Below are 4932 nucleotides of genomic sequence, written 5' to 3'. Positions count from 1 at the left end.
GCGGTATCCTATGTTTCACTAGGTGAGTAAATACTTACTTAAGGGAGAGAACCTACCCGCGAAAGCGGCGGATCCGGAGATACTCTTTTGCGAAACTCTAAGCGAACTGTCCTAAGCACTGCCCTTGTGGCCCTCTTTACCACGCTTCTTGCGGGCGCGTTTGCCGGCGTTTCTCAGCGGAGTCCCGCTCCTGCCGCCGCTCCTCTAACCTACTCAAGAGATATCGCACCTCTTTTTAACAAAAACTGCGTTTCGTGCCACCGAAAAGGTGAGGTGGGTCCCTTCTCGCTCGCATCCTATGCCGAGGTAAAGAAACGCGCCGCGCAGATCGCGCTGGTGGTGGATCGCCGCATCATGCCTCCCTGGAAGCTCGACTCGCACGGAGAGTTTCAGGGCGAACGGCGGCTGACGGACAGAGAGATCTCTACCATAAAGCAGTGGGTCGCTGAAGGGGCCGCTCAGGGTCGTCAGAGCGACTTGCCGCCTGCACCCACGTTTCCCACCACTTGGGCGCTTGGTAAGCCCGACCTGCTTTTGCAGCCTGCGACGGACTATCATCTCGCCAGTGAGGGACGCGATGTCTACCGATGCTTCGTCATTCCTACTCACTTCGACGAAGACCGTTATGTTTCTGCCATTGATATAAACCCCGGCAATCGCGCCGTCGTCCACCACGTCTTGGTCTACCTAGACACCGAGGGCAGAGCACGCAAAATGGATTCTAAAGAGAGCGAGCCCGGCTATTCGACGGGCGGCGGTATTGGCTTTCTTCCCAGTGGGATGCTCGGGGGATGGGCACCGGGTGCTATGCCCACCCACCTCCCGAAAGAGACCGGTATTCTCCTGCCAAAGGGCGCAGATGTCGTGCTTGAAGTCCACTATCATAAAGACGGGAAGCCGGAAATAGATCGCTCTCAGGTGGCTCTCTACTTTAGCAAGCAGCCTGTGGAGAGACCCTTGCATCTTTTTCCACTTGCTAATCTCGGCATTCGTATTCCTGCGGATAAAAAAGATCATGAGGAGAAGGCAAGCCTTGTGGTTCCTCTGGGTGTCACGCTCTATACTCTCTTCCCCCACATGCACAATCTCGGCAAGCAGATGAGCGTTACGGCCACCCTTCCTGGAGGAACCAAAAAGCAACTTATCCACATCCCCGACTGGGATTTCAACTGGCAGGGGTTTTATGCCTACAAGCAGCCCGTTCCTCTACCTGCGGGGACGCGTGTGGATCTAGTGGCACACTACGATAACTCTGCCGATAATCCACTCAACCCCAACAGCCCGCCCAAAGACCTTACCTGGGGCGAGCAGACATCCGACGAAATGTGCCTGTGTTTTCTTGGCTTTACGGTGGATATCGAGCGTCTACCGCAAAAGCCGGTCGGTAACCAGATTAAGAATGCTAGCTCTATCCAACCTACAACGGATAGCAGAAAGCCTCTTGAGACGGAAGCCGTCGGGCAAAGCGACTCGGTAGCCCCAAGCGACCCTCTAGCGGCGGCGAAGGGCAAAAAGGCGCTGGTACTGTTCTTTGTCGGAACCGACTGTCCTATTTCCAATGCCTACGCACCGGAGATCAAGCGCATTTCTGATTCTTACAAGCGGCAAAATATCGCCTTCGCTCTGGTCTATCCCGACCCCGATCTCTCCCTCATGGAGGCGAAAAAGCATGCGAAAGCCTACGGCTATACCTGCCCTGTTTTCATTGATCCCAGCCACCGGTTGACGCGTCAAGCTGGAGCCACCCTCACGCCGCAGGTCGCCGTCTTAGCGCCGGGCGGCAGCGTGCTCTACCGGGGACGCATCAACAATCTCTACGTCGATTTCGGCAAGCGGCGCTTTGAAGCGACACAGCACGATTTGCGCTCCGCCCTCGATGCGATCGTGGCGGGCAAGGCCGTGCGCGAGCGCTTTACCAACGCCATCGGCTGCTTTATCCCCGAGAAAAAGTAACAAATTATGTCAATCCTAAGATTCTTTCGACCAATAAATATCGGAGCTGTCACGGCATGGTTAATCGGTGCGGCGCTCCTTAGCAATCCCGGCTCAGTGCGCGCGGACACCATCACTTACAATAAAGACATCGCTCCCATCGTCTTCAAACAGTGCGTGTCGTGCCATCGTCCTGAGGAAGTCGCCCCCTTCTCCCTGATGACCTATCAGGATTTCAAGAAGCGCGCCAAGCAGATCGCTCTGGTAACTGAAAAGCGCACCATGCCTCCCTGGAAACTAGAGCCAGGATACGGCGAGTTCAAGCATGAACGCCGACTCACAGAAACGCAGATCGCCACTATCAAGGAGTGGGCACAGAGTGGCGCTCCCGAAGGCAATCCTGCCGACCTGCCGCCCCGGCCCAAATTCACCGATGGCTGGCAGCTCGGCAAGCCCGATCTTATTCTAAAGATGCCGAAAGCCTTCGCGATCCACGCCGAGGGGAACGATGTGAATCGCAGTTTTCCCCTCCACGTTCAGCTTCCTGCCGATCGATACATTCGGGCCGCCGAGTTCCGGCCCGGCAACCGCCGCGTCGTCCATCACGCAACCCTGATGATGGACAAAAGCGGTAAGGCGATTCAATTGGAGAAGGAGCAGGGCGGGACCGGCGCAGGCTACGTGAGCTTCGGGGGGCCGGGATTTGTCCCGGCAGGTGGGCTTCCGGGATACGCACCGGGCATGCCCCCGGAGGTCTTCCCCCTGGATGCGGCGGGCGTCCTGCCTAAAGAGGTGGATATCGTCTTCGGGATGCACTACCATCCCACCGGCAAAGTAGAGACCGACCAGTCGAGTATTGGCCTCTATTTTACCGATAAGCCCCCCACACGCATCGGTTCGCTGATTACCATGGGCGTACTCAATCTGGATATTGCCCCCGGCGAGAAGGCGCATCTGGAGCAGGACAGCTACACGTTGCCCGTCGCTGTCGAGATTGAGGCCATCTACGAGCACCTGCATCTGATTGGCAAGACCTGCAAACTCTGGGCGGAGTTGCCGGATCGTACGATCCGACCGATCATCAAGATCAACGACTGGGATTTCAACTGGCAGTCCACGTATCATGTGAAAGAACGTATCCGCCTTCCCAAAGGAACCGTACTGCACGCGGAATGGACCCACGACAACACGGCGGAAAATATTCATAATCCGAACCATCCGCCCAAGCGTGTCACCTACGGCGAGAACAGCACAGACGAGATGGCAGGAGCACTGATCAACGTCTACGTGGACAGCGAACGCGACAACGGTATCCTCTGGCTCACCAATCTGGCACATCTTGGTAAAGCCAGTGTCACCCCGGCGCAGCGCCCTTCACAGGAAAAAAAAAGCCCTCCCATTAATGTGATCTACGATGGAGTCGCCAGTAGCCTCATCGGCTTGATGGAAGCGCCCCTGCCGACGCTCGGAATGCTCTTGATGGTCTTCGTGATAGCTCCGTTTATCACGCTGGTGAGCGCAACGCATCGGTTTCCCCGTCCGACCCAGCAGGCCGCCGACACGCTGGGTCGTTCGCCGTTCCGCAGTTTCGGCCTCGGCCTGGCTGTGCTGGCCGGATTGGCTCTATTTGCTTTGCCCTCGCTGTACTCTACGAACGTCACCGCGCAGGTTTGGGGAGCCCTTCTTTGGTTTGGGGCAGCAGTGTCACTACTCCTGGGAATGGGGGGGCTTTCTCGGCGGGTAGGGCGGCGGCTGTTGCGGCAACAGGAAGAAGAGACATCTTTCTCGGCGCTGGCAAAATCCAGCTTCCTCCTGACGTTCGCGCTCCTCTTTCCGGTGCTGGGCTGGTTCATCGTTGCGCCGCTCGCTATGACGGCTGCGCTCGGTGCAGGGGTCGCTACGCTTTGGCCGAAGCGACAGAGAAAGGTGAAGTTGCTAAAAGATCCTGCGCGAGCCTAGAGCCTAGGTTGTCCGTCGGTCGCGCCACACTCTCGCAATTTCTAATTGCTCGCTCGGGGATTCAATCCTCTAAACGCCGACTGTCAAAATGTCCAGAAAAATGCCTGGTCTACATTCTCGAAAAGCGCGCTCACTCACTCGGCAGCGCTTCGATGCGAACAACAACAGTCACGCGGACTCCACTCGGGTCAATAACGGAAAAACGCCGAATACCCCAGGGCATATCGGCAAGCGGTTCGACAATAGGCAGACCACGCTTCACCACAGCGTCATAGACTCGTTTCTGTTCTTCGGGTGTCCCGACGTCGACGCCGAACCCTGGCGGCAATCCCGGAAAGGCGTGGTCGTTGACCGTAATTTGCACGGAGGGATCGGCGGGCGAACTGAGCATCATAAAGTCGTCCATCTGCACCTCAGCAGTAAGGCCGAGGATGTCGCAATAAAACTCGCGGGTCGCGTTCAGATCGGTCGTTGTTACATTGGGGACAATGCGTTCAACAGGCATGGTTTTCCTTTCAGGCTAACATCAGGTATAGGGCGACAAACGCCTACTCGTCATCAGGGCACGTCACTTAAGATAGGGCTTGACTTACTTCGGGCGTAGGTGCTTATGCGACTTGCTTGCCTGCCAAAGTTCCCAACGCACTTGAACGGTGACAGAGGTAGCAGGTTTCCCGAAAACGACAGTCACCCCATTCTAGCCCAGACCCCAAGACGTGCGCCTGCGCAAAAGGATGATCGGCGTATGATGACCGGCAATTTCCCTACTCCATGTGCGCGTTAGCGAAGGGCCGCAATGTAAAGTCTTAAAAGTTTTAGAGAGCATCCCGTGAGGCCCTGGAGCTGCTCACGGATCGCACCGATAGCCTACGCCGACTGCTCGATGCACTGTCACCAGAGAGCCACCAGGCACGGTCATTCAGTTCTCGGAATGTTGATTAGTTCAATGGCACGTTCAGGACAAGCGGCAAACATTCGAGTAGCAGCAGCGATACAAGTATGACCGGCTAGGCGTATCAGGTTCATTGCCACGTTGCGAAA

The 4932-nt window shown here is 56.5% G+C and carries 3 protein-coding genes; 2 read left to right on the top strand and 1 reads right to left on the bottom strand.

Annotated elements, in window-relative coordinates; all coding sequences use genetic code 11:
• Positions 1 to 273 precede the first annotated feature (273 nt).
• Both ACH2EH_RS09780 and ACH2EH_RS09775 read left to right on the top strand, forming a co-directional pair.
• Positions 274 to 1953: a redoxin family protein gene (locus ACH2EH_RS09780; protein ID WP_395141197.1), complete on the top strand. Its 1680-nt coding sequence runs from the start codon at positions 274 to 276 to the stop codon at positions 1951 to 1953.
• Between the two features lie 6 nt (positions 1954 to 1959).
• Positions 1960 to 3891 (top strand): hypothetical protein, encoded by a 1932-nt coding sequence (locus tag ACH2EH_RS09775; RefSeq protein ID WP_395141195.1) that lies wholly within the window; start codon positions 1960 to 1962, stop codon positions 3889 to 3891.
• Positions 3892 to 4021: 130 nt separating this feature from the next.
• Here the strand turns inward: ACH2EH_RS09775 and ACH2EH_RS09770 are convergent, their stop codons facing one another.
• Complete coding sequence (locus ACH2EH_RS09770) at positions 4022 to 4396, bottom strand: VOC family protein (protein WP_395141193.1); 375 nt, start codon at positions 4394 to 4396, stop codon at positions 4022 to 4024.
• Between the last annotated feature and the right edge of the window lie 536 nt (positions 4397 to 4932).

Origin of the sequence: Armatimonas sp. (assembly GCF_043760365.1) — a bacterium.
Taxonomy (GTDB): Bacteria; Armatimonadota; Armatimonadia; order Armatimonadales; family Armatimonadaceae; genus Armatimonas.
The sequence above is the reverse complement of the archived record's forward strand: the minus strand, read 5'-3'. Positions and strand labels throughout refer to the sequence as shown.

What these genes read in the sequence shown, in the direction of transcription:
- ACH2EH_RS09775 (WP_395141195.1), top strand. Translation starts at nt 1,960, where the DNA reads ATGTCAATCCTAAGATTCTTTCGACCAATAAATATCGGAGCTGTCACG.
- ACH2EH_RS09770 (WP_395141193.1), bottom strand. Translation starts at nt 4,396, where the DNA reads ATGCCTGTTGAACGCATTGTCCCCAATGTAACAACGACCGATCTGAAC.